Below are 24,910 nucleotides of genomic sequence, written 5' to 3'. Positions count from 1 at the left end.
CTTTTACGTTACTATTCATGTAGGCGCAAGCTTACATTGTGATAAGGTTTAGGTTGAAAGCCCCCAAGCAGCGAGTGCAACGGGGGCTTTTATTTTGGCAAAAATTGCCGTTTAAAAGTTCCGGGCATCAACCTAATGTTATCCGCATTATCTTTATCATCTCCGGCAGGGGAGACAAAAAATGAACACACTTAAAGAAAAACTATACCAGGCCTGTTTGGCTTACGTGCAGCAGCGCATGGACGCCGCCGAACTGGGCATAAAAGAAGCGCAGCAAGCCGCCGGCGAAGACACCAAAAGCAGCGCCGGCGACAAGTATGAAACGGGCCGCGAAATGATGCAGCAGGAAACCAATCGCAACCTGGCCCAGCTTAACGAAGCCAATAAATTAAAAGTAGCGCTAAACCTGGTCAACACTTCTGCTACGCATAATATCGTCGACCTTGGCAGCGTGGTTATAACCAACAACGGCAAATTTTACATCGCTATAAGTGCAGGCTTTTTAATGGTTGATGACGAACAGTATATGGCCGTTTCGCCGGCAGCACCAATTGGTTTTAAAATGAAGGGGCTTAAAGCTGGTGATGGGTTTGGGTTGAATGGGAAAGATTATTTGATAATTGAGATACACTAATCCGTGTATTCGAAAAAATTAGTGCTATTGGTGCTTGATCGCTAAGCCCGCATCTCCACTCAACACATACCTTCCGTCAATGATCTCCGGCGTTTTGTAAGGATTATTTACGGTAAGAAACGGTCCATCAATATCAGCCCAATCGCATTGCGGCGCCAGGGCTGCAGCGGCCATGGAGGCGCAGCTGGTTTCACTCATGCTGCCAATGAGTATTTTAAGGCCAAGTTGTCGGGCGCGGGCAATCATTTGCTGGGCCTCGTACATCCCGGCCGATTTCATGAGTTTAATGTTGATGCCATGGTAAACACCGTCGGCCTGGTCAACGTCGCTAAGGCGCTGTATGGCTTCATCGCCTATGATGGGAATAGGACTCTGGCGGGTGAGCCAGGCATTGCCTTCCACATCGGTTTTGGGCATGGGTTGCTCTACCAATTGTACGCCTTGCTCATGCAGCCAATAGATCAGGTCGAGGCTTAGTTTGCGATCCGTCCAGCCTTGATTGGCGTCAACATATAGCGGCACATCGGTAAGGGTGCGAATGGTGGTTATTAGTTCTTTATCACTGTCTCGGCCCAGCTTTACTTTCAATACTTTAAATCCTTCGGCTTCCTTTACTTTTTGCAGCACAACTTCGGGCGTATCAATCCCTATAGTGAAACTTGTTGGCGGCATTTGCGCGGGGTTGCTGCCTAACAGTTGCCAACAGGGTTTGCCTTGTAATTTCCCATCCAGATCATGCAGCGCAATATCAATAGCAGCTTTTACAGCCGGTTGACCGGGAGCCAGGCTATCCAGATATTGTATAATAGCAGCGTAATCAAACGGGTAACTAAATTGTCTAACATCAACCTTACTCAAAAAAGCTTCGGCCGTAGCGTGGCTCTCGCCCATGTAAGGCACCATCGAGGCTTCGCCATAACCGGTTTGCCCCTCGTGCTCCAACTGCACCAACATAATAGGCGTCGCGGTGCGCGAGAATTTGGCGATAGTAAAAGCGTGCCTTAGTTCTAGACTAAAGGGCCGGTAAGTCAGTTTCATGTGCTATAAAGCTAAGGTATTTTAAATAAAAAGCGTCCGCGGGATTGTACCCGCGAACGCTTTCTGCTATTAAAACGAAGATATTATTTTACACTGTCTTTTTTCATTTTCCACTTGGTGGTGTCGCCTTTCATTTTCATTTTTTTCTTATCATCCTTCATCTTCATTTTCTTCTTCATTTTGCTGGTATCCTGTTGCATTTCCTGGGCTTGCGCAGGGGCTACATAGAAGGTGCCGGTGGTAATTGCGGCTATGGCAATCATACAAATTAGCTTTTTCATAGTGTTGATTTTTAGTGTTATAGTGTACTATAATCAAGCATTAAAGAAATAAAATGTTTTTAAAATTAAAAATTTGTCGCAAATCATTCAGCGATCGCCTATAAAACAAAACCGCCCTTGCAAAATGCAAAGGCGGTTGTTTTATCTGGCGAATGCCTACTTTTTAATGGTATCCTTCGCAACGCGAACCTCGGTGGTATCACCATTTATCCTGATGTTACCCGTGCCGCTGCGTGGCTTAACTTTTTTGGTTTTGGTAGTGTCGGGCTTCTGCGGTTGCTGCACCGGTTTCGCGTAAACACTGCCTGCGGTTATGGCGGCCAGCGCCATTATGATGATCTTTTTCATATAGTCACTTTTTAAAGGTTACTATATGTTTAACCAATAAGGCCGCTCATTGTTGTGTTAAATTATAGTTCCGTTAGGTATAACGGCGCGTTTTTTAACTACCACAATGCCATCCTGCACCGTGTGGGTGCCATAATCACCATCAGGGATCAGGTCACCGCAATTAATGCATACATCGTTACCTATGTAGGTATTTTTGTCGATGATGGCATTTTTTATTTTACAACGGTCGCCAATACCCATAATAGGTTGGTTGTTTTCGTGGCATTCCTCAATTTGCTCAAGCGTTTGATAGTTATCGCTACCCATAATGTAACAGTTCTCGATATGCGTATCAAAACCGATGCGGGTACGTACGCCTATTACCGAACGTATAACATGGCTGGCATTTACGATACAACCATCGGCCACGATAGCTTTTTCCATGTGCGTGCCCGATATTTTTGATGGCGGCAGCATACGCGCACGGGTGTAGATATGATTTTTATCAAACAGGTTAAACTGCGGGATATCATCTGTTAAACCCAGGTTGGCATCAAAGAACGAAGGGATGGTACCAATATCGGTCCAGTAGCCTTCGTATTGGTAGCTAACTACTTTGTGCTTATCGATAGATTGCGGAATGATCTCTTTACCAAAGTCTGTACTTTCATTACCCTGCAACAGCTTATATAACAGCTTACGGTTAAAAATGTAAATACCCATTGATGCCAGGTAAACCCTTCCCTGTGCTTCCATCTCGGGGCTAACTTCTGATACCAGCTTATCAAAACCACTCTTCGGTTTTTCAACAAAGGCCGTAACGTTGCTGTGATCGTCGGTTTGTAATATGCCGAAACCCGGTACGTCATTCACGTGCACCGGTATGGTAGCAATAGAAATATCAGCTTCGCTTTCTACGTGATGATTGATCATCTCGTCAAAATCCATCTGGTATAGCTGGTCGCCCGATAGGATCAACACGTACTCAAACTCGTGCACCGACAGGTGGTGCAAACTTTGCCTTACCGCATCGGCCGTACCCTGGAACCAGTGACCACTGGTAGGCGTTTGCTCGGCCGCCAGGATATCAACAAACGCTTCGCTAAAACTGCTGAAGTGATACGTGTTCTTAATGTGCTTGTTTAGCGAAGCCGAATTGAACTGCGTTAACACATAAATACGCGTAATACCCGAATGTAAACAGTTAGAGATAGGAATATCAACCAAACGGTACTTGCCCGCTATAGGCACAGCCGGTTTTGAACGTGTTGCTGTAAGCGGCGACAAGCGGGTACCTGCGCCTCCGCCAAGTACAATGGAAATTACTTTTGATGTCATGTTGTTGTTGTTGTTGAAACGGGTTTTAAATTGGTATACAGGTTGATATATTGTTTGGCCGATACATCCCACGAAAAATCGAGGGCCATCATGCGCTTGCGTAATAATTGCATTTGTTTGGTATCCGGATATACTGCTATGGCGCGCTTTATGGCATATACGATGTCTTCAACACTTACATGATTGTAGCGTATGCCGTAGCCGCCTTCATCGCCGAAGTCAATAACGGTATCTTTCAATCCGCCGGTGGTACGTACCATAGGCATGGTGCCATAGCGTAACGAGTAAAGCTGGTTAAGCCCGCAAGGCTCAACACGCGATGGCATGAGCAGAAAATCAGACCCGGCATAGATGTTATGTGCCAGGGCCTCGTCATAGCCTATAAATATATTACAGTCTTTCGGGAATTTCTCTTTCAGCTCCTGCAGTTCCTTTTCGCGTTCGGTTTCGCCGGCACCCAGTATTAAAAAGCTTACTTTGCCGGTATTGGTTTTAAGGCTGGTGGTAATGGCTTTGGCTAGCACATCGGCACCCTTTTCGCCTACCAGGCGGCCAATAAATGCTATTAAAGGTTTGGCTGGGTCAAGATTAAAGCGGGCGCACAGGGCCTCTTTGTTTTTTTGCTTACCGGCGGCAACTTTGGCTGCGGTAAATTTCTCTACCAGCATAGGGTCGGTTTTGGCGTCCCATACCTCGGTATCAATGCCGTTAATAATGCCTACGCCTTTCGCTTTTTCTAAAAAGAATAAATACTCAAGGCCATTACTATTGTGCGCGAGTTCTTCCAGGTACGATGGCGATACGGTGGTATAGGTATCGGCACACCTAACTGCCGAAGCCAGCGGATTGATTCCACCGCTCCAATCCAGCAGGCCGGTTTTAGTCAGATCGATCTCGGGCAGATAAGATAGTTTATCCCAGCCAAAAGCACCATGATACTGGCCATTATGAATGGTAAACACCGTTGGAGTTTTAGCCAAACGGGTATAAAGCTTTGAAAACTTAAGCAGAAAGGGCACCAAACCCGAATGATGATCATGACAATGAACAATGTCCGGCGACTGCTGCGAGTAGCTTATCCAATCTAAAAAAGCTATCTGGAAAGCGATGAATTGCTCGGTTTCATCCGGGTAGCTGTAAATGTTCTCGCGGTCTATCAGCCCCGGTATCCTTACCAAATAAAGTTCAAAGCCCAGCTTGTCGGTTTTCTCCTTTTGTATCTCGAAATATAGCCTGCGGGTACCCAGTAGCGTGGCACTTTGAAATACCACGTCAAACTCGTTTTCGCGGGTAAATTTACGGTCGTAATAAGGCATTACCACGGCGGCACTATGGCCCATGCGGTTCTGGTATTTGGGTAAAGCGCCCACAACATCGGCAAGGCCGCCAACTTTGGCAACAGGATAACACTCGGCACTTAGGTGGAAAATTCTCATTTGGCTGAATAAGGTTGCTTAAGGTACTAAACATTCATTCAAATAAACAAACACATATTTTGAAAAATGTGTTTTTGCGGCTATTAAAATTTAATCGTCTTGCAGGTTTAATTACCATTTTGGCAATTTAACCACATTGTGCGTGACTAAAATTTCCATTTTGGCAATTGGCTTGACCAATTAAAACCTTTACGCCGCAGACCCGTCAAAGATTTTTATTATATTCAAATCCAAATCAATCACATGAAACTACTGAGAATCACCGCGATAGTGCTGGTAACAGCGCTATGTCAATCGGCTAACGCGCAAACGTATAATGCCTTCGATAAAATACCTCCCGAAGTTTTGCGCAATGACCTCAGCATTTTAAAAAAAGTGATGGAAAGCGTGCATGTCGGCCTCTACCGCTATACCCCAAAATCAAGCTACGATTCCCTGTTTGCCGCCGGCCTTGCCAGGCTTACCGAACCAATGACAGAAATAGAGTTCTTGCGCATTATTAACCCTATTATAATCGCGGCGCGCGATGAACATACTTTTGCCATGCCATCTACTAATTATATGCGTAATGAGGTTGGACAAACCACATACTCGGCCGAGAGCTTGAATACTAAAGCCAAGTTGTTTCCCTTCTTCATCAAACTCATCAATAATAAAGTATATATAGAAAACAACCTGAGTGCCGATCAATCCCTCAACCGTGCCGACGAGATTGTAAGCATTAATGGCAAACCTATGGCCGAAGTGCTGAATATTTTACTGCCTACCATAGCCACCAATGGCTATTCGGGCACGTTCAGGCAACGGCATTTGGAGCAGTTTTCGCTACAGCAAACTTACAACCGTTTTATGGTGCACTATGCCATATATATGGGCAGGCCCGATGTTTTTGAACTGGGTATAAAAAAGATAGGTCAAGGCACGGTACAAAATATTAAAACCGATGCGCTTACCGCCGCTGCTTTATACAATAATTACTGGCGGAGATATTCTACTACTAACGACCCGAAAAAGCTGAAAGAAAACCCGCTTGGTTTTAACCAGTTGAACAGCACCACAGCCTACCTGCGCCTCTCGGCTTTTCATACGCCGGTATGGTCAAAGTATAACTACAGCTTTTCAACCGAGTATCGCAATATTTTTGAGCACATCAAAAATAAGAACATCCAAAACCTGGTTATTGATCTACGGGGTAACGAGGGGGGCAATTTCGCTATCGGGGCCGATCTGCTAAAGTACGTATGCACGGCGCCTTACAAACCTTACCAGTATCACCAGGTTATCAATTACAAATTTCCGCAACTCAACAAATATTTTAACGATAGTACCAGCGCACCCAATTACCCGGCCGAGGTATTTATAGCCCAGGGCAACGGCACCTACCATTCCGATCCGCAATATCGTACCGAAGCTATGTCCCGATCAATGCAACCCGTTCCCGATGCTTTTAAAGGCAAGCTGTATGTGTTAATTGATGGCGCAACAGGTTCCGCAGCATCTATGCTGGCTACGGTAATCCGCGTTAACCGGCGCGATGCTATTTTTGTAGGCGAAGAGTGCGGAGGCGATATAGAGGGCCCGGTTTCCGGTTCGGGGACGGATATTACCCTGCCGGGATCAAAGATTAGGGTTGATATTCCATTCATCAGGCGGGTGATGAATTTGGAAAACTACCCGCATACCCCGGGCCGCGGTGTAATGCCCGACTATGCAATCAATCGCAACGTAAATGATCTGGCAACAGGCGAAGACACCGAACTGAAATTTATAGTCGGCCTTATACAGGCCGACAGTAAAAAGAAGTAGGCCATTTCAACCTTCATTATTGTAATAAAAATAATACGCTGTAAACTAAAATAATACATTGCGCAGCCGCCTATTATTTTATTTTTGTTGTGCTGATTTGTTAAACCTCCTAAACGTACAGCGTCCGTGTTGCGTAAGGGTACTTGAATCCCTATTTCCTGAACAAAAATGAAGCTCTTAAAAACTTATGCGCTATGTGCGGCATTATTGCTGGCCGGCGCGAGGCAATCTGCACTTTATGCCCAAAGTAACCCGGTGTTGGAAGGCGTTGCCGATGCAGGTGTTATTACCTTTAATGGTAAATATTATATAGCCGGTGTTGCCACCAATGGCGGCTATTATATTAGTAACGACCTGGTGAAATGGACCGGCCCCACCCACGTATTCTCTATGAAAGGCGATTGGGTTAAGGGCAAGCCTTTTGGCGACAACCAGATCCATGCTGCCGATATCACTTACTTTAACGGCAAATTCAACTTTTTTTGGTCGGCCAACTATTGGGGCGTGCGTAACATGACGGTACACGTTGGCCATGCCGAAGCCGATAATATTTTAGGGCCCTATGATGAGCCTAACAAAAAAACCTGGTTTGATGATCGTATTGACCCCGCCATGTTTATGGATACCGATAGCTCGTTTTACCTGTACATGGTTAAGTTTACCGACGGTAACACTATCTGGGGTCAGCGCCTTAAAGACCCGCGCATCCACCTTGGCGAGCCTAGAAAAATGTTTAACTCACTGCCCGATACCTGGGAACGTTATGACAGTAATGTAATGGAAGGCCCATGGGTAATGAAATACCGCTCAAAATACTACATGATGTATAACGGTAACCATACCGCAAACTCGTACGGTAATTATGCTTTAGGCGTAGCCGAAGCTAATGGCCCGCTGGATTTTAACGATGGCAACAAATATCGCCACCCCGTGGTACAACAAAACCTTAGCGACAACCCTGAGGAAATGAAATACCTGTTCACTTCGTCAACCAAAAACTTTACCAACTGGAAATATACCACCAGCGACCCGGGCGATAAATGGCTAAATGCCGATTTTAGCGACGGTAGCTGGAGCACCGGCGATAAAGGCTTTGGTGGTCAGCCGGTAAAAGGCAGCAACACCTACCGCCAGCAAACCAGCTGGACCAGCGACGACATTTGGGTGCGTAAAAGCTTTACCATTACCTCGGCACCATCAGACAACCTGCAACTGCTGGTTAACCATGGCGGCGCCTCCGAAGTTTATATTGATGGCAAACAGGTTTATAAAAGCGACGCGAGTAATTACATTACCGTTGCCTTGGATGCCAACGTAATACAAAGCCTGAAAAGCGGCAACCACTTAATAGCCATGCACAGCAAAAAAAGCCGCCGTGCAGGTAATATTGATGTGGAGTTGATAGACTACATTAACAAACCGGGCGACGACTTTTTACTGAACCCAGGTCAGCCAAACATATTAAAAGGCCCTAACGGGATGGAATGGTGGCTCATCTATTTCGGTATAAAAAATGGCGGTCGTCGCGGACAGTTTATTAACCGAGTTTTATTTAACGACCATGAACTGACTGTTGACGGCCCTACCGGCCCTCGCACCCCAGGCTATCATCCTGATCCATCGCAGCCCATCTTCGGCGATATTTTTGAGAACACCGATGTTGCTGCATTTAAAACCAAATGGAACGTTAAAGGCGGCCAATGGCAGATACAAAATAACGAGCTGGTACAAACCGCTGCTACCGGAAAAGTAGATGCCTTAATAAAAGCACATGCCAGCAGCAATTACCTGTTTAAAGCCAATGTTAAAGGCAATGCGGCAGGCAAATCAAATACCGGCATTATCGCTTATTATGCGGGCGCGACAAACTTTTTGGAAATAGGTTTGAACAAAGCCGAAGGTGTTTGGTACTCGCGCTTAGTCAACAACGGCAAAGAAACTATCAAGAAAAACAAGCTGGCCAAAGTGTTCAACTTTGGCGTGTACCATAGCTTGTCAGTTTTTAAAAACGACAAACGTTTTGATGTATTAATTGATGATATGCCAGCCCCGGGCGCCAATAAAGTTTATTCAACTTTTGCTGCACAGGGCCTACCAGGCATATTCACTCAAAATACCGCCGCTAATTTTGATGGCGTTATCTATACGCCTGGCTTTGATGAGTACAATAACACCATTACCGGCTGGGGTAATGCACAAAATGGCGATAAGGCTACCGGCACATGGAAAACAGCCATTAACGGCATTGCCCAAACCCAAGCCACCGGAAGCTTTGCCGCATTTAAAGGCGATAAGCTAAAACAATACGAGTTTGCCACGCAGATCTACCACAACCAGGGGACAGGCAGCGCGGGGATTTACCCGGTTTATGCCGATAAAAATAATTATCTGCAGGCTTCGCTTGATTTTACCAGCAACAGCCTGGTATTATCGGGTAAAAACGGCGGCAGTCCTATAGCTGTAACCAATGTTCCGTTAAAACACCTTCAGATCCAGTACCCTGACCCAAGGCACGGAGACTCGAACAATCGTTTTTACACACTGAAAGAGAATACCGAGCTATCAGCATTGACGCTGGTAAAAAGCGTTTATAACCGTAGCGATTTTGCGGTTAATATCTTTGATTCGGTTATGGTATCGTACCGCTACAAAGGCGAATGGTTCCCGCTTGATTTTAAAGTGGTGAAAGGCGGCGAGGAGAACATCAATAAAATTGAGTTTAACAAAATAACGGCTGACGCGATAACTATAGTTAGCAAAGCCATCGTTCCGCAAATGCCAACGATATATAAGCTTTATGTTACCGAAGAAAAAACATCAAATTACAACCTGCGCACCGTTAAGTTAAACGACCGCGTAATTGTGTTCCTTGATGGTAAACAGGTGGCCGAGGTTAAAGGTTCATGGCCGGCCTCGCAGGTAGGGCTGGTGGGCAGTAACGCCGCGGTTAATTATAATGGCATCACCCTGTTCGAAAAATAATAGTTCGTTAAAATTGTGATTTTTTTATGCAGCCCCGGCCTTTGGTCGGGGTTGCTTTATTTATGGCGGAAGCGGAAATTGTTGTAAAGGCGGGCAATGTTGATAAACGGGGCGCCTACGGAGCCCTTTTTATATCGTAAGGCTTTTCTATAAACACGTAACTCCTACGGAGTTGAACTGCGGCTTGGCAGCCCCCTAGGGGCTACGTGTTTATAGCAAACAACCCAACAAGTAGATAGGCTCCGTAGGTGCCTCGTTGACCGACGGCCTCGTCTTGCTGACGTAAATGATATGCCCTACTAGCGCCTCTGCATCACTTTATCATAAAGCGGTTTCAACTGCGTATCGCCAAACCCATAAATACTTTCCCTCTTCCAAAACTCTTTAAAAACCTCATGAAAATCGGTAGAAATGTTTTTGATGATGTCTTCGATAACTTTTTCGGGACGGCCTTGGGTGCCATCTTTCGGGAAACGGTCGATATGTGCTTTTACTACTTCCTGCAGATATGGAAAAGCGGGCGATTGATTTTTTGCGAGATGATCTAGCTCATCAAGATCGTTGTTTTTATAGGCCGTCCAGAGTTTGTAGCCCAACTTTAGGTCAGCAGCACTTAAAAGGATCCTGTCAGCATAACAAACCCGGAGCTCATCACTATTAGCCGGCCCAAATCCATTCCAAAAATCTTTGTCGGTTGTACTTAAATGGGATGTGTAAACAGCATAAAGCTTTTTGTTTACCGGCACGCTATCGATGATGGACATAACAAACCACAGGTTTACCTGGCAGAACAGATCATACTCAAACCAAAGATTGAATTCTGAACCGGCAGGAGCATTCATTATTTTTTCAAATTCGGCAACCACGTTGGCGTGATATTCAGCGCCTGTCAATCCGAGGTACTTTGCTCTCGACTGCCAAAAAGCTTGCAGGTTATTTCCCGACAGGTCTCCGTCTATAAGCGCTTCCCTGGCAACTATGAGCTCCCCTTCAATTTTAGCTTCCGGAAAACTGTAAGCAAGCGCGTCTCCGTTTAAAATATGGTAGGTCATTGCTTAATTTTATTTAGTGTTTGGCCCGGGGACGTTTTTGCCTCTTCATACTTTGCTAAGCTGGTGCGAAGCGGTAACCCTTGGGTATAAATACAGTCGCAGAATACCTTGCAAGCTTCTGGATGCTCTCCACTACATTGATTGCGGCACTCTTCTTCCGAGTTACCCGGTACTATTTCGTAAATATAGGTGTTACCGACAATCAAAAGTGCCAACGCGGCGACACAACCTCCAAAAAACAAGATCCTCAAACGTATACCCAATGGTTTTTTTATCGCCGTGGGCGATGTCTCGGTTTGCTTGAGCCTTAGGGTAGGTTTCAAACGGTCATAATCCCATATCAGCAGATAACTGCAGGCCATCAGCATCATGGTAACGATCCGGGTTCCGTCAAAACGCGTGGCGTAGGTTAGTACCGTGATGTTAACGATCATGCAGAAATACATCAGCGCACCAAGCAGGGCTGTTCGGGGTATTAACAATAATACAGCAGTCACAATTTGGACGATCCCTATAAAAGTGTAGTAATAGCCGGTAATTAGCAGCGCGTCGAAATAATGGCCTAATGGATTGTTGTGTGGTAAACCTGCTGCAAAGCGTCCGCCCATAATTTTCACAAAACCTGCGGGCAGAAAACTCAAAGCCAGCGCCATACGGCAAAACACTGTAAATGCCCGGAACCATTTATCAGATTTTGCTTCCCTGTATATTTCTTCAAGTTTATTCATTAATCAGGCTTTAAGGCGTTATGGTTAAATCAAAAAATCCACTAAAGAAAATATAAAAAAGTACTTTGAAAAACAAAGTTAGATGGTTTGTTTTCTTCTTTAAATGTGAAGAGATGTTAAATTTCGCCAAAAAATATTTTTTATATATAATTTAGTAGCGTTTTGCGTTGCAATTACGATTTACCAATTTATTAAAAAGCAAAAATAAGGTTATGAAAAGGATATTACTTGGGGTGCTGAGTGTGGTTGTATTACTATCATCGTGTGCTAAAAAAATTGAAGAGGAACCAACAGGCGAAGCGCATATACGCTTTGTTAACGCGGTTTCGGGCTCAGTAGATCAGGATGTTTACCTTAATAGCGTAAAACTGACTAACAGCAAAGTAGCCTTTGGGCAACGTACCAATTATTACTCATATACATCGGGCTTTAACTCTATTGATTTTGCCAATACGGGTACACTTACATCAAACGCATTATTAAACTACGGTGTCGCTATCGGTGATTGGTCTACCGTGTTTTATTATGCAAACTCGGTTGGTTTACCTGTCGCAGGCGCTGTTAAAGATGACATGACACTTCCGCCTGCCGGCAAGGCTCGTGTAAGGTTTATCAATTTAAATTACCAGGTAACCGGTACCGTTAAAGTACTTTCGGGCGGTGCCGAACTGGTGCCTATAGTTAGCTTCGGTTATGCTTCGGCCTATTATAATGTTGACCCGGGCGCCAAATTTACCCCTCAGGCTGCCAGTGTAACCACCGCCCCCGAAATTGATTTTGGGCTACAGGCGGGTAAAATTTATACCATTTTTCTGCACGGCACAACCGCAACCGAACTTTACGGTTATAACCTGCCGCAAAATTAGGCGGCTTTAGTGATTGGTTGATTAGTGATTAGTGACTCGGTTTTCGCTTAATTGTGTTGCCGAAAGTAACCTAATCACTAATCAACCCGTCACTAATTAACTGGTGCCGCAGGCACCAACGCATTAATGTGAAAATTTAACACTGCGATAGTCTATTTTTTCTATCTTTGCATCCCGACGCTGAGGTCGGGCAGCTTCCGACGGTCAGCGCATAGTATTTCAGTCCACAGTCGATAGTCGATAGTCCTTAGTGACCTGTTTGACTTTAGACTTAGGACCTAAGACTCAAGACTTTAAAAAGACTATGCCCAAAGACACTTCCATCAAATCCGTATTGATCATTGGTTCAGGACCTATTATTATAGGCCAGGCCTGTGAGTTTGACTATGCCGGTTCGCAGGCATCGCTTTCGCTGAAAGACGAAGGTATTACTGTATCCATCATTAACAGCAACCCGGCCACCATCATGACGGATAATGTTATTGCCGATCATGTGTATCTGTTGCCGCTTACCACCGATAGCCTTGAAAAGATCCTTATCGAGCAAAAAATTGACGCCGTGTTGCCTACCATGGGCGGCCAAACCGCGTTAAACCTTTGTATAGAAGCGGATGAGCAGGGCCTTTGGAAAAAATATGGTGTAAAAATCATAGGTGTTGATATCGCCGCCATTGAGAAAACCGAGAACCGCGAAGCTTTCCGCCAGTTAATGGTAGACATTGGCGTGGGTGTAGCAAAATCAAAAATAGCCAACTCATTCCTGGAAGGTAAAGAAGGCGCGCAAGAGATCGGCTTCCCGCTGGTAATTCGCCCTAGCTATACCCTGGGCGGTAAAGGTGCCGGCTTTGTACATAAAAAAGAAGATTTTGACCAGGCGCTTAGCCGTGGCTTACAAGCATCGCCAACCCACGAGGTTTTGGTGGAGCAAGCTGTACTGGGCTGGAAAGAATATGAGCTGGAGTTGCTGCGCGATGGTAACGATAACGTGATCATCATCTGCTCTATCGAAAACTTTGACCCGATGGGTATCCACACCGGCGACTCGATAACCGTGGCCCCGGCCATGACCCTGAGCGACCGTTGTTACCAGGAAATGCGTAACCAGGCCATCAAAATGATGCGTGCCATTGGCAACTTCGCAGGTGGTTGCAACGTGCAGTTTTCGGTTAACCCGGCAAACGAGGAGATCATCGCTATCGAGATCAATCCACGTGTATCACGTTCATCAGCATTGGCATCAAAAGCTACCGGTTACCCTATCGCTAAAATTGCTGCCAAGCTGGCCATAGGTTATAACCTTGACGAAATTGAAAATCAGATCACCAAAACAACCTCAGCTTACTTTGAGCCAACGCTGGATTACGTGATCGTTAAGATCCCTCGCTGGAACTTTGATAAATTTAAAGGTGCTAACCGCGAGTTGGGCCTGCAAATGAAATCGGTAGGTGAGGTAATGGGTATTGGCCGTAGCTTTATTGAAGCATTACAGAAAGCCTGTCAATCATTGGAGATCGGTCGTGCCGGTTTAGGTGCTGATGGCCGCCAAAGCCGCAATCTGGACGAAATTATGCACAGCCTGGAGCACCCAAGCTGGGACAGGTTATTCCATATTTATGATGCCTTGAGCCTGGGCGTACCAATTGAATCTGTACGTAAAGTTACTAAGATAGATCGCTGGTTTTTGAACCAGATCCAGGATATTGTGAACCTGGAGATCGAGCTGCGTCGTTACTCGTTGAATAACATCCCTGAGGATTTCTTCTACACCCTGAAACAAAAAGGTTTCTCGGACGCGCAGATCGCATACATCCTGCACAATACTACCGAGGAAGAAGTTTACCAGCGCCGTAAAGAGCTTGGCATAAAACGCGTGTACAAAATGGTTGACACCTGCGCGGCTGAGTTCCCTGCTAAAACGCCATACTACTACTCAACTTACGAAGGTGAGAACGAGTCGATATCATCAGACAAAAAGAAGATCATCGTACTAGGCTCGGGCCCTAACCGTATTGGCCAGGGTATTGAGTTTGACTACAGCTGTGTACACGGCTTACTAGCCGCGAAAGAAGCGGGCTTTGAGGCCATCATGGTTAACTGTAACCCTGAGACCGTATCAACCGACTTTAACATGGCCGACAAGCTGTACTTTGAGCCTGTATTCTGGGAGCACGTACGTGAGATAATCGAGTTGGAAAAACCTGTTGGTGTTATCGTACAGCTTGGTGGCCAAACGGCTTTGAAAATGGCTGAGAAAATGCACGAGCATGGCATCAAGATCATCGGTACATCGTTCGAGAACATGGACATTGCTGAGGACCGCGGCCGTTTCTCTGACCTGTTGAAAGACCTTGACATACCATACCCTAAATACGGCGTAGCCGAAAGCGCTGAAGAAGCGCTAGTAGTGGCTAACCAGGTGGGTTACCCGGTATTAGTTCGCCCTAGTTATGTATTGGGAGGCCAGGGCATGAGCATCGTGATCAACGACGAGGACCTGGAGAAAGCGGTAGTTAGCCTACTGAAAAACCTGCCGGGCAACCGCGTGTTGATCGACCACTTCCTTGACCGCGCGTCGGAAGCCGAATCTGATTCGATCAGCGACGGCGACGATGTACACATTGTCGGTTTAATGGAGCATATTGAGCCTGCGGGTATCCACTCAGGTGACTCGTACGCGGTATTACCACCGTTCGATTTATCAGACACCGTGATAGCTAAAATGGAAGAGTACACTGTTAAGATAGCTAAAGCGCTTAACGTGCGTGGTTTGTTAAACATCCAGTTTGCAATAAAAAATGAAGATGTTTATGTGATAGAGGCTAACCCTCGCGCATCACGTACGGTACCATTCATCGCCAAAGCATACGATGTACCTTACATTAACATAGCGGCCAAAGTAATGCTGGAAGCCAACAAGTTGAAAGACTTTACCATTGTGCGCAAGCCAAAAGGTTATGCCATCAAAGAGCCGGTATTCTCATACGATAAATTCCCTGAGGTTGAAAAACAACTGGGCCCTGAAATGAAATCAACAGGCGAAGCTATCCGCTTCATACCAAACCTGGAAGATCCATACTTCAGACACTTGTACAAAGAGAAATCAATGTACTTGAGTAAATAATTAAAGCCGAAAGGCAAAAGGTTAAAGGCGAAAGGTTTCTTTCGCCTTTTTCGTTTAACAAAAAAGCTGCGATGATTTATTCACCGCAGCTTTTCTATATGCTATTGCCTGACATAAGACTTCCGACTCAAGACTACAGACTTAACCACTAACTCTCATCCAATACCTTTTCAGCGCTTTCGGCTACTTCGGGGTCTATCACATTGCGCTTAGGGAAGTTAAACAGCAGGGATGTTATTACCGGTATAATGAATATGGCTACGGTAAATATAGATACGAACAGGTCGGTTTTCTCGCCCTCTATGGCTTCAGCTATTGGCGTGCCGGCGTAGAAGTGGGTGTATAGCGAAGCTGATAATTTCAGTCCCAAAACACCTATCACAATAAAGGCTATGGCTTCCAGGAAGGTGAATTTCTCCATCAGCTTAACAAAGGCCTGTGCCACAAAACGCATGGCCAGTATGCCGATGAATACACCGGTATAGATCAGGAAAACGTGATCTGTAAAAGCCACCGCGGCAAAAACGTTGTCAATAGAAAAGGCCAGGTCCATCACCTCAACCAGGGCTACGGTTGCCCAAAAGTTACCCATCAAACCAACGGTTGATTTATAGATCCAGCTTTCGTTTTTATTAACCGCTTCTTCCTCGGCTGTTTTGTTTGACAGCTTGGTTTTAAAATAATTAAATGCAAGATAAAGCAGGTATAAACCGCCCAGTGGTTTTAGCCACCAAATTTTAACCAGCCAGGCAGCCAGGAACAGGCAGATACCCCTAAATACATAGGCGCCTATGATACCGTAACGCAACGCTTTATTACGTTGTTCTTTAGGCAGATCAAGCACCATGGTAGCCAGTACCGCGGCATTATCAACCGATAATAAACTTTCAATTACAATAAGGTTTAATATAATAAGCAAGCCTGCCTGTATATCATCGCCCAGTAACGTATGTAAAATGTCCATTGTGTGTTTTATTGTTTAGATATAAATTGTGCAAGGGTGTTACAATATGCTAAATCATATCGGTATTCAGCATAGTTTTTAAAATATTGGCCTGGGCATCAAATCCGGCTATGTTTTGCAGGAAGTTAATGTCGGATATTTTCTTGTAGTTCTCCGCCAACAACTCGCGAACCTCCATCGGTATATTTACTTTGATGATAGAGGCACTGCTCTGCAGCTGATCGTTCTTATCCAGCAGCTCCTGCACTATGCGGCTATTGCGGGTAACCTCGGTGCTGGGGTTAACGCCTTTAAGCAGCTCATGGTCGCAAAACAGCAGCAGGTTGCGCGATGGATAGAATAAGTAATAGGTTGCCTCATCCATAAACTTATATACCTCTATGGCCAGCATACCGGTTTTAAGGCCGCAGTAAAACTCCGTGCGGAAATCATGTTTGCATAACCTGCCCATCAGCTTTTTTTCGATAATGGCAGATGAGTTGGTGTAAACCTCAACAGGCTCGTAAGACGTAAGCTGCGCCAGCAGATCGCCGGGGATATCAAAAAAGTAATCCTGCGCGTAGCGGGCACTAAAGGCGTTAATGTTTTTGGCGAAGGGATATTCCTGCGTGCCATCGCTTAAAACCTGGTATAGCTTACGCAGAGAAGTATTGATGCGAAGTGCCTGCCGCTGTTTATCATTATCAAAATCGGGTTCGGCAAAGTCGCTGTCTTTTATACTTAGGATAAGATCGTTATTGAGGCGGATCTCTTCAAAAAGCAGGCTGGTGTTGCGTTCGTTTATCTTCTTGATCTTTTTGAGCAGATCAATAACAGCGGCGGTAAACTGAACATGAAAAATCTCGAGCTTGTTAATATCAAGCTCGGGATTTGTTTCATATAAGCGGTGAATAACCTGTGTACGTAAGTAAATTTTATAAACTATCTCGTCTTCAAAAAAAGCCGATAAAAGCTGGAGTTTACTGAGAAGTTTATTTGATTCACTTAGTATTGGGTTATCAGCCATTAGGTACTATCAACTTACATTGGTCACGTTCTTTTTAAGTTCCGTTTCCAGGTTCTGTAACTCTGTATTGAGCACTTTGCGGTTTTCTGTACCTTGCTCGTGTATTTGTTTAACCTCGTTAAGCGTTTCAATAAGCGATTGCGTAGTGCGCTTCAAGGTATCCAAAGATACAACTGTTTTTTCATTCTCGCGTGCAACGTCAATACTGTTCTGTTTAAGCAGGTCGGCATTTTTTTGCAGGATGGTGTTAGTTGTGTCTGATATTTTGCGCTGCATCTCCACGTTGGCCTTTTGCCTTTGCAGGGCCACGGCAATGGTCAGCTGGTTTTTCCAAACCGGAATAGTGGTTGATACGATAGACTGCGCTTTTTCGGCAATAGAAGTATTGTTATTCTGCACCACGCGGATCTGCGCCAGCGATTGCAGCATAATAAAGCGTACTATCTTCATATCGGCCAGGCGTTTATCCAGGCGACCGTTAAACTCGCGCAGATCGGCTATTTCATAGTCCTGGTAAGCTGATGGGTTGGCTTCCATTTCGGCCAGTTTCTCGGTCAGCTCTTTGTATTTGATCTGCCCGGAAATGATCAGTTCCTCCATTTGATGAATGTAGGTAACGTTGCTATCAAACATGGTTTGTAGCGAGCTGTTATCCTTTATCGCGTTTAAGCGGCCGGCTTTAACCTTGTTGGTGATCTTATCCACATTGGCAACCACAAGATCATACTTCTGAAACAACTTTTTAGCATCAAAAACCAGTTTCTTTAAAAACGGAATGGCCGATATGAACTTTTTGAAACCACTTTGCTCCAACTCATCCACATCAATGTAGTTTAGCTCGGTCAACAACTCATTGATCAAACCACCCACCTCGCCCGAGTTATAAGTACGCACCGATGACAAGAACTGGTTGCTATACTTCTCCATGGAGTTTTGCACCTCCACACCATAATTCAAAATTGAATTTGAATCGGCAGGGTTAAGGCTCTTGTTCAGGTCCGCATACTTGGTCAGGTCGGCAGGGCTGGCCTGTGTCAGGTCAACATTGCCTTCTTTATCTATCAATTTTACCGCTGTGATAGGGTTAACTGTTTCTGCAACGGGTTCGGTACTGTTTAGGTTAGGTTCCATAATGTTGTTGTTTATCCGGCTTTTAAATGGCTGAATGCAATTTTAATACTATAAATAACGCTGAGAAACGGTTTGCACGGTTTCCTGTAGTTTTTTGTCTTTGGTTGGCTCGCCAATGGCGTTAAATTTCCATTCGCCGTTCTTTTTGTAAAACACACCTAAAACCATTGATACGTGGCCTGCAAAGTTTCCGCCAGCAATATTGTACGTAGCAAATACTTCATTAACACGGGTAGGCGTTCCTTCGTATACACGTAATGATGCAAAAGGGATACTGCCAAAATCCTGTCCGCGGAAGCTGTTCAGTACAAAAGCCACATAAGTGGTGCTTGCAGGTAAAGCCCCCAAGTCAACAGTTATAACTTCGTTATCCAGGCCGTCATCACCACCGGTATCGCCGGTAAGGTCATCGCCGCTATGTTTTACCGAGTTGTTTTTTGATTTTAAGTTCCCGAAGTAAACTACCTCTTCCAAAGCCTTGCCTTCGTTAAACAAGGCGCAGCTGGCGTCAAGATCTACCGCTTCGGTTTTTGAGCCAAAGAAGCCTTTTTTTACGATGGCACCCCAGTTAATGCCTACACAAATGTTATTTAGTTTGCTGCCATTGCTTTTTTCAAGGCTAATGCGCTGTCCTTTTTCTAAGTTAATTGCCATTGCTTTAAGGTTTAGTTGTATTTGTTTAAGTAATCCTGTAAACCGCCTTTCATGCCGGCGCCAACAGCTTCAAACTTCCATTTGCCTTCGCGTTTGTAAATGCGACCGAACTCTACTGCTGTCTCGATAGAAAAATCCTCTTCCAGCTCGTATTTCAAAATATCAGCATTAGTAGCCGCATCAAACACACGGATGAACGAGTTACGCACCTGGCCAAAATTCTGGCGGCGGTTCTCGGCATCATGTATGGTTACTACCACGCATATCTCGCTTGCCTGCGGCGATATTTTCGACAGGTCTATTTTTATTTGCTCGTCGTCGCCATCGCCATCACCGGTAAGGTTATCGCCGCTGTGCTCAACCGCGCCATCAGGGGTTTTTAAATTGTTATAAAACACAAAGTGCTCATCGCTCAGTATCTTTTTGCTATCGCCCAGTATAAATACCGAAGCGTCAAGGTCAAATGCCGAACCGGTAGATGAACTGTTGGTATCCCAACCCAGGCCTATGGTAAATTTGGGCGCATCAATTGCTTCACGCTGCCCTTTTTGCAAGTTTATTGCCATGTTATTATGCTAAGTTTTTATTATAAATTGATAATTGATTCTCCAGGTGATTCAGGTTTCGCTGGTAACTTTCCATGGTATGATAGCTATTGCCCAGCGCCATATCATACAGGCTGTTTATAAAACTGTCGCTCTTGTTTTGCAAAAACACGCAAAAGCTTTCGTGCTCATAGTTTAGTATATACTTCACTATACGGGTATTAATACAAAAGCGGCCGTTGTTAATAATATCGTCCAGGTCAAAAATAGTTTGAACGCTAAAATAATTCAAATAATTTTCAACGCTTGGGTGTATATCATGGTTAACCAGCTCGGCAAAATAGAGCATATAAATTGTATTCTCCAAATTATACTCCTGTATCATTTTCATGATCATGCGCTCGTGCCCACCGGTAATTTTTATATCATCTAAAAACACCAGGGTTTTGCCTTTTAAAAAAGCTTTGTCTATATGAAACGAATCATTGCCTATCAGCCTCAGGCGTTCGGCGGCATCCAACTCGCCGTAGTCTTCTTTATAAGTTATGGTACGATGCACCTTTGTTTCCTGCACCACAGGCAGGTTGTTTTGCGCCAGCCAGCGGTTTAAGGTAGCTACAAAATGGTTTTTAAGCGTGTAGGTAGCCGTTGGGATAAACGAGTAAGGGCTTGATATCACCACTAGTTCCTTACCCTCACTTAGTTCATTTAAATGTTGGGCGATAAAGCCCAGAGCCAGTTCCAAGCCAAAGCTGCGGGCCACCTCGTCATCGCCAAACTTAAAACGACTATAATTAGCCGGGCTAAAACCAAAATTGGCCGTGCTGCTTATTTTATGTAGTGAATACGTTGTGTGCATAATTGAATAGTTGTGGTAGATAGCTGTTGTTTGAATTGATGAGCCTGCTATGCATGCCTACGGCATCGGCTCCGCCAATATCGGCAATCGGGTTATCGCCAATGTGCAGAATATGCTCGGGGTTTATGTGCTGATGGTAGGGTTGCAAATGCGTTAACATCAATTTAAAAAAGTCGGGATTAGGTTTTGACATACCCGCTTCATCCGAATAAAGCTGGAAATCAAAATACCTGTCCACGCCTATTTGATTTAAAACGCGGCGCAATGTTACACCTTTGATGAAGCCGGTATTGCTCAATATGCTTAAGGTGCTTTTAGTATTTTCTTTAATATGGGCCAGCACACCCAAGGTGTTCTCGCAGTAAACCACCGGCATATAATTAAATATCAAGGCCTCCATATCTGCATAAAGCTGCGCAACATTTATTTGCCAAACCTTCGGGTGATTATCATTGATCATGCTAAGCACCATCAGGTACATCTCCTCGGCATCAATGTTTTTACCTGTTCGCTCGTTAATAAGATTACACATCACATCAACCTGCCTGAAGGCCGCCAACACCTCATCAAACGATTTATGATTAAAGTTAAAATGCTGATGAAAGTGCAACGCGCGCTGCCGCTTAAACTCGGGATTAGAGCGTATAAGCGTAAGCCATAGATCGAACGAATAGTGCTTGTATGATAGAAGCATTGCTAATTTTAAAGGATAAAGTTCCTTGTAAGGTAACGCATAATTTTGAGCGGGCAAAATTTTAACCAGAAATATAAACACTTGCTTACACTAACTTAACGCCGAAATTTTATTTAGTCAGACGATATTTCAGCGCTAACCGGCTGATGCCTACTTACAAAATAGTATTTCAACAAATCACTATTATACCCTATTTTTACGCTTGCCTTGTAAGCCTGTTTACCGCTGCGGGGCCTCAATTTTTTCAGACAATGAAAAACAAAAACGATACTTCACGAAGAGATATGATAAAAAAAGTGGCCACAACCACCGCCGCGGTTATGGTTGGCGATAGCTTGCTTAACCGCGTACAGGCTTCTGAGAACGCCTTGCCCGATGAATTGAAAGGACGCGTTAACCACTCGGTTTGCCGCTGGTGCTATAGCTCAATTTCATTAGATGACCTTTGTAAGGCAGCCAAAGAAATAGGCTTAAAAGGCATGGATCTGTTGGGCCCCGACGAATGGCCAACCGCCAAAAAATACGGATTGGACGTAGCCATAGCAAACGGCGCGGGCAAAGGCATTGAATACGGTTTTAACGACTTGAAACTGCATGACGAACTGGTTGAAAGCTATACCAAAGTTATCCCCTTAGTGGCCGCTGCAGGATATAAACAGATCATCTGCTTCTCGGGCAACCGCCGTGGTATGAGCGATGAGGAAGGCTTAAAAAATTGTGCCATCGGCCTTAAACGTTTGATGCCTATTGCCGAAAAACATAACGTTACCATGGTAATGGAACTGCTGAACAGCAAGGTTAACCACCACGATTACCAGTGCGACCACACCCCCTGGGGCGCCGCGCTTTGCGATGCTGTTGGTTCGGAAAAATTCAAACTGCTATACGACATCTACCACATGCAGATCATGGAGGGCGACGTTATTGCCACCATCAAAAAATACAACAAGTACATATCGCACTATCACACCGGCGGTGTACCGGGCCGTGCCGAGATTGACGAGACACAGGAACTGTACTATCCGGCCATTATTAAAGCCATATTAGACACGGGCTTTAAGGGCTACCTGGCACAGGAGTTTGTACCTAAACGTGCCGATAAGCTGGCTTCGTTGAAACAGGGTGTGCAGATATGTGATGTGTAACTATTGAATAATATTTTAAAGCCTTGCCTAACGGCGAGGCTTTTTTAGTTTACCTGCAAACATGAGATACCTACCTTATGAGAGTTTTTGTATCACCAGCCCGTTAAGCATAGCTGAAATAGACGAGCGCCTTCGGAAAGAAACCGACTCCGATATCGGGTTCACTTTTAAGAAGTTATTTGCCAAACCTTCCGGCTTTTACTTTGCAGGCTATACAATCCCCGGGAAATTTGATATTCAACCAATCATTAACTATCGAAATTCCTTTGTACCCCAAATAACAGGCGATGTTACACCTGCTGTGGAAGGCTGCACAGTGCAGGTAAAAATGAAATTGCACCCTGTGGTGAAAGGGTTTATAATAATGTGGATAGGTGTGCTTGGCTTAACGATGATCGGTCTTTTATTTAAAATGGCTATTGAAGATTATTTTGAACCGGCCATATTCGTGATTCTTGGTATGATACTTTTTGGCTATCTCCTTACCTTGGGTGGTTTTAAATCAGAAAGCGGACCGGCGCGGGATAAACTTATCCAAATTATGGAAGGCGAGATGGTAAACCACTAGGGTGCGCCACTTTTAAAGTGGCGCAAGTGGCGCAGCAAATTTTCATAACTTGTTTATTTTTAGATTTTTATGCAAAAAAGCGGCGCAATGCGGCGCACCCCACCAAAATGCCTAACTAATTTACAGTCAGATAATTAACTTATTTTTGCTTTCTACCCCTTATCATAGTGGCGCACCCTGATTGAGATAAATCAGCAACAGTTTGATCAGTTCTTTAAGCTTCCTTTTTTCTACTTTTAACTTAGTATAAACCAATGCGCCACCGGTGCGCTCAAATATATATTAATGAAAAAATTTGCTTTTGCCTCGGTAACACTTATGCTTGCTTTAAGCACCATGAGCTTTGCCCAAACTAAAAATGGAACCAAACCCAACGTGCTGTTCATTGCCATTGATGACTTGAACGATTATGTTAATCAGTTACGTGCCTTCCCCGGCTTAAAAACGCCTAACCTGGATAAGTTTGTAAAAAGCGCGGTAAACTTTAACCGCGCTTATTGTGCCGCGCCTATTTGTAACCCTTCAAGGGCGTCGTTACTTAGCGGTGTTGCGCCGTATCGCTCGGGCATCTACGAAAATACTAACCCTATTACCGGCTCAAAAGTGTTGGATAAAGCAGTGTTTTTGCCGGAGCACTTTAAAGCTAACGGCTACACTACCCTTATGCGCGGTAAAATTTTCCATACGCAACCCGCAAAAGAACGCGTAGAAGCTATGTGGGATTTTAAAGGCGGTATAGGTAATTACGGCCCGGCTGTTACTGCACGAAGTTTCCCGGCTGGCATGACCGGCGCAATGTTCAACTTTCAGCCATGGACAGGCCCCGAAACCGACCACCCGGATAATGCTACCGCAGACTACATCACCGAGCAACTGGGTAAAACCTTTGATAAGCCGTTCTTTATGGCTGCCGGCTTGTACAAACCCCACAATCCGTGGACGGCCCCAAAACGCTTTTTTGATCTATACCCGCTGGAAGATATGAAAATGCCTACGGTGCTTGAAAATGATTGGGACGACCTGCCCGAGATCGCCAAAGGCTGGGCAAAATCGCCGGTGGATTATGATGCCATGAAAAAAAGCGGCAAATGGAAAGAGCTGGTGCGCAGCTACCTGGCCTGTATCTCGTTTATGGATTATAACTTTGGCCGTATCATAGATGCTTTGGATAAAAGCGCCTATAAAAACAACACCATTGTTTGCGTATTTGCCGATAACGGTTTCCACATGGGCGAGAAGCTGCATTTTACAAAGTTTGCTTTGTGGGAGCAAACTACCCACGTATTGCATATGTGGCGCGTGCCGGGTGTAACTACCGCCGGTGCGGTTTGCAGTCAGCCAACCAGCTTGTTAAATATTTACCCAACCTTGGTTGAGCTTTGCGGCTTGCCAAAACCGGCATCAAACCTTGACGGACGTAGCATTGTGCCTTTGCTGAAAAACCCAAAAGCCGCGTGGCAGTACCCGGCGGTTACCTCGTACATGCAAGGCAACCAGGCGGTGCGCGATACCAAATACCGCTACATTCATTACGCTGACGGTAAAGAGGAACTGTATGACGAAGAAAAGGACCCGAACGAGTGGACCAACATTGCCGGCAAGCCGGAGATGCAGGCTGTTATCAAAAAAATGAAAACCTGGTTAATTACCGACATGGTGCCATCAGGCCCTAAAGGCCGTGGTGGCGAAGAATAGTTCATCAATCTTTTTTAAAAGGGAATTCGCAAGTTTC

The 24,910-nt window shown here is 44.9% G+C and carries 22 protein-coding genes; 8 read left to right on the top strand and 14 right to left on the bottom strand.

Annotated features, from left to right (window positions below; genetic code table 11):
- The first annotated feature begins 181 nt into the window (after positions 1–181).
- Positions 182–634, top strand: a complete 453-nt coding sequence (locus tag AC59JT_RS16590; RefSeq protein ID WP_497400988.1) for a 3-oxoacyl-ACP synthase — start codon at positions 182–184, stop codon at positions 632–634.
- Positions 635–658: 24 nt separating this feature from the next.
- On the opposite strand, the gene AC59JT_RS16585 is transcribed toward AC59JT_RS16590, so the two are convergent.
- The 5 genes from AC59JT_RS16585 to AC59JT_RS16565 form a co-directional block, all read right to left on the bottom strand.
- Positions 659–1,672, bottom strand: a complete 1,014-nt coding sequence (locus AC59JT_RS16585) for a dipeptide epimerase (protein WP_497400986.1) — start codon at positions 1,670–1,672, stop codon at positions 659–661.
- A gap of 83 nt (positions 1,673–1,755) precedes the next feature.
- Complete coding sequence (locus AC59JT_RS16580) at positions 1,756–1,953, bottom strand: hypothetical protein (protein WP_497400984.1); 198 nt, start codon at positions 1,951–1,953, stop codon at positions 1,756–1,758.
- Positions 1,954–2,109: 156 nt separating this feature from the next.
- On the bottom strand, positions 2,110–2,301 hold the full coding sequence (locus tag AC59JT_RS16575; RefSeq protein ID WP_497400982.1) for a hypothetical protein: 192 nt from the start codon (positions 2,299–2,301) through the stop codon (positions 2,110–2,112).
- Between the two features lie 57 nt (positions 2,302–2,358).
- Positions 2,359–3,621: a glucose-1-phosphate adenylyltransferase gene (locus AC59JT_RS16570; RefSeq protein ID WP_497400980.1), complete on the bottom strand. Its 1,263-nt coding sequence runs from the start codon at positions 3,619–3,621 to the stop codon at positions 2,359–2,361.
- Complete coding sequence (locus AC59JT_RS16565; RefSeq protein WP_497400978.1) at positions 3,618–5,057, bottom strand: glycogen synthase; 1,440 nt, start codon at positions 5,055–5,057, stop codon at positions 3,618–3,620. Before AC59JT_RS16565 ends, AC59JT_RS16570 begins: the two co-directional genes overlap by 4 nt.
- Before the next feature lie 243 nt (positions 5,058–5,300).
- Here AC59JT_RS16565 and AC59JT_RS16560 point away from each other — a divergent pair, with 243 nt between their 5' ends.
- Positions 5,301–6,863 (top strand): S41 family peptidase, encoded by a 1,563-nt coding sequence (locus AC59JT_RS16560; protein WP_497400976.1) that lies wholly within the window; start codon positions 5,301–5,303, stop codon positions 6,861–6,863.
- A gap of 168 nt (positions 6,864–7,031) precedes the next feature.
- Positions 7,032–9,845, top strand: coding sequence for a family 43 glycosylhydrolase (locus tag AC59JT_RS16555; protein ID WP_497400973.1), 2,814 nt, complete (start codon positions 7,032–7,034; stop codon positions 9,843–9,845).
- A 299-nt stretch (positions 9,846–10,144) separates the two neighbouring features.
- Here AC59JT_RS16555 and AC59JT_RS16550 read toward each other — a convergent pair whose 3' ends face one another.
- Positions 10,145–10,897, bottom strand: coding sequence for a DUF1835 domain-containing protein (locus AC59JT_RS16550; RefSeq protein ID WP_497400971.1), 753 nt, complete (start codon positions 10,895–10,897; stop codon positions 10,145–10,147).
- Complete coding sequence (locus tag AC59JT_RS16545; RefSeq protein WP_497400969.1) at positions 10,894–11,625, bottom strand: hypothetical protein; 732 nt, start codon at positions 11,623–11,625, stop codon at positions 10,894–10,896. Before AC59JT_RS16545 ends, AC59JT_RS16550 begins: the two co-directional genes overlap by 4 nt.
- A gap of 212 nt (positions 11,626–11,837) precedes the next feature.
- On the opposite strand from AC59JT_RS16545, the gene AC59JT_RS16540 reads away from it, so the two are divergent.
- Entirely contained in the window at positions 11,838–12,491 is a 654-nt protein-coding gene (locus AC59JT_RS16540; protein ID WP_497400967.1) for a DUF4397 domain-containing protein, read from the top strand.
- A 304-nt stretch (positions 12,492–12,795) separates the two neighbouring features.
- Positions 12,796–15,612 (top strand): carbamoyl-phosphate synthase large subunit, encoded by a 2,817-nt coding sequence (carB, locus tag AC59JT_RS16535; protein WP_497400965.1) that lies wholly within the window; start codon positions 12,796–12,798, stop codon positions 15,610–15,612.
- A gap of 148 nt (positions 15,613–15,760) precedes the next feature.
- Here carB and AC59JT_RS16530 read toward each other — a convergent pair whose 3' ends face one another.
- The 7 genes from AC59JT_RS16530 to AC59JT_RS16500 are packed head-to-tail and all read right to left on the bottom strand — an operon-like array spanning position 15,761 to position 21,465.
- Complete coding sequence (locus AC59JT_RS16530; protein WP_497400963.1) at positions 15,761–16,576, bottom strand: TerC family protein; 816 nt, start codon at positions 16,574–16,576, stop codon at positions 15,761–15,763.
- Between the two features lie 49 nt (positions 16,577–16,625).
- Positions 16,626–17,582, bottom strand: coding sequence for a hypothetical protein (locus tag AC59JT_RS16525; protein WP_497400961.1), 957 nt, complete (start codon positions 17,580–17,582; stop codon positions 16,626–16,628).
- Positions 17,583–17,591: 9 nt separating this feature from the next.
- A complete protein-coding gene (locus AC59JT_RS16520) occupies positions 17,592–18,713 on the bottom strand; it encodes a toxic anion resistance protein (protein ID WP_497400958.1) in 1,122 nt (373 codons plus the stop codon).
- A gap of 48 nt (positions 18,714–18,761) precedes the next feature.
- A complete protein-coding gene (locus AC59JT_RS16515) occupies positions 18,762–19,367 on the bottom strand; it encodes a TerD family protein (protein ID WP_497400956.1) in 606 nt (201 codons plus the stop codon).
- A gap of 11 nt (positions 19,368–19,378) precedes the next feature.
- On the bottom strand, positions 19,379–19,933 hold the full coding sequence (locus tag AC59JT_RS16510; protein ID WP_497400954.1) for a TerD family protein: 555 nt from the start codon (positions 19,931–19,933) through the stop codon (positions 19,379–19,381).
- 4 nt (positions 19,934–19,937) lie between these two features.
- Positions 19,938–20,771, bottom strand: coding sequence for a phosphoribosyltransferase family protein (locus AC59JT_RS16505; RefSeq protein ID WP_497400952.1), 834 nt, complete (start codon positions 20,769–20,771; stop codon positions 19,938–19,940).
- On the bottom strand, positions 20,746–21,465 hold the full coding sequence (locus AC59JT_RS16500; RefSeq protein ID WP_497400950.1) for an HAD family hydrolase: 720 nt from the start codon (positions 21,463–21,465) through the stop codon (positions 20,746–20,748). The genes AC59JT_RS16505 and AC59JT_RS16500 overlap by 26 nt, the downstream gene beginning before the upstream one ends.
- A 251-nt stretch (positions 21,466–21,716) precedes the next feature.
- Between AC59JT_RS16500 and AC59JT_RS16495 the strand changes: the two genes are divergently transcribed.
- The 3 genes from AC59JT_RS16495 to AC59JT_RS16485 all read left to right on the top strand — a co-directional run bounded on the left by AC59JT_RS16495 (position 21,717) and on the right by AC59JT_RS16485 (position 24,873).
- Positions 21,717–22,610, top strand: a complete 894-nt coding sequence (locus AC59JT_RS16495) for a hydroxypyruvate isomerase family protein (protein ID WP_497400947.1) — start codon at positions 21,717–21,719, stop codon at positions 22,608–22,610.
- A 61-nt stretch (positions 22,611–22,671) separates the two neighbouring features.
- Positions 22,672–23,178: a hypothetical protein gene (locus AC59JT_RS16490; RefSeq protein WP_497400945.1), complete on the top strand. Its 507-nt coding sequence runs from the start codon at positions 22,672–22,674 to the stop codon at positions 23,176–23,178.
- Between the two features lie 285 nt (positions 23,179–23,463).
- Entirely contained in the window at positions 23,464–24,873 is a 1,410-nt protein-coding gene (locus tag AC59JT_RS16485) for a sulfatase (protein ID WP_497400943.1), read from the top strand.
- The last annotated feature ends 37 nt before the right edge of the window (positions 24,874–24,910 follow it).

The organism is Mucilaginibacter sp. A3364, assembly GCF_059690715.1.
The sequence above is the reverse complement of the archived record's forward strand: the minus strand, read 5'-3'. Positions and strand labels throughout refer to the sequence as shown.